This window comes from Vibrio rhodolitus, from assembly GCF_003350325.1.
Classification (GTDB): domain Bacteria; phylum Pseudomonadota; class Gammaproteobacteria; order Enterobacterales; family Vibrionaceae; genus Vibrio; species Vibrio rhodolitus.
In genome coordinates, this window is the sequence record NZ_QLYZ01000062.1 from 1 (window position 1) to 491 (window position 491).

Annotated in this window: 1 rRNA gene; it reads left to right on the forward strand. The window is 43.9% G+C overall.

Annotated features, from left to right (window positions below):
• Positions 1–229: ribosomal RNA gene (locus DPF93_RS21185) — 16S ribosomal RNA — on the forward strand; the annotation flags it as partial.
• Between the last annotated feature and the right edge of the window lie 262 nt (positions 230–491).

Sequence of the window (491 nt, forward strand, 5' to 3'; positions counted from 1 at the left end):
CTGCAACTCGACTCCATGAAGTCGGAATCGCTAGTAATCGTGGATCAGAATGCCACGGTGAATACGTTCCCGGGCCTTGTACACACCGCCCGTCACACCATGGGAGTGGGCTGCAAAAGAAGTGGGTAGTTTAACCTTCGGGAGGACGCTCACCACTTTGTGGTTCATGACTGGGGTGAAGTCGTAACAAGGTAGCGCTAGGGGAACCTGGCGCTGGATCACCTCCTTATRCGATGATTATCGTGATGAGTGTCCACACAGATTGATAGTTCACAAGCGCAAGCTTGTAGCTAACATAGCTCTTTAACAATTTGGAAAGCTGACAAAACAACAATTTATTGTTGTTTGTAAAGTTCTCAAAGTATTCATTTATTGAATACACAAAAACACATTCAAGTGTTCTTGGGTTTTGCGAAAGCAAAACATATTTGAGTCCGGCAAAATCGAGTCTGCATCATGTATAAAAATTGCAGACAACTTTGGTGATTTGA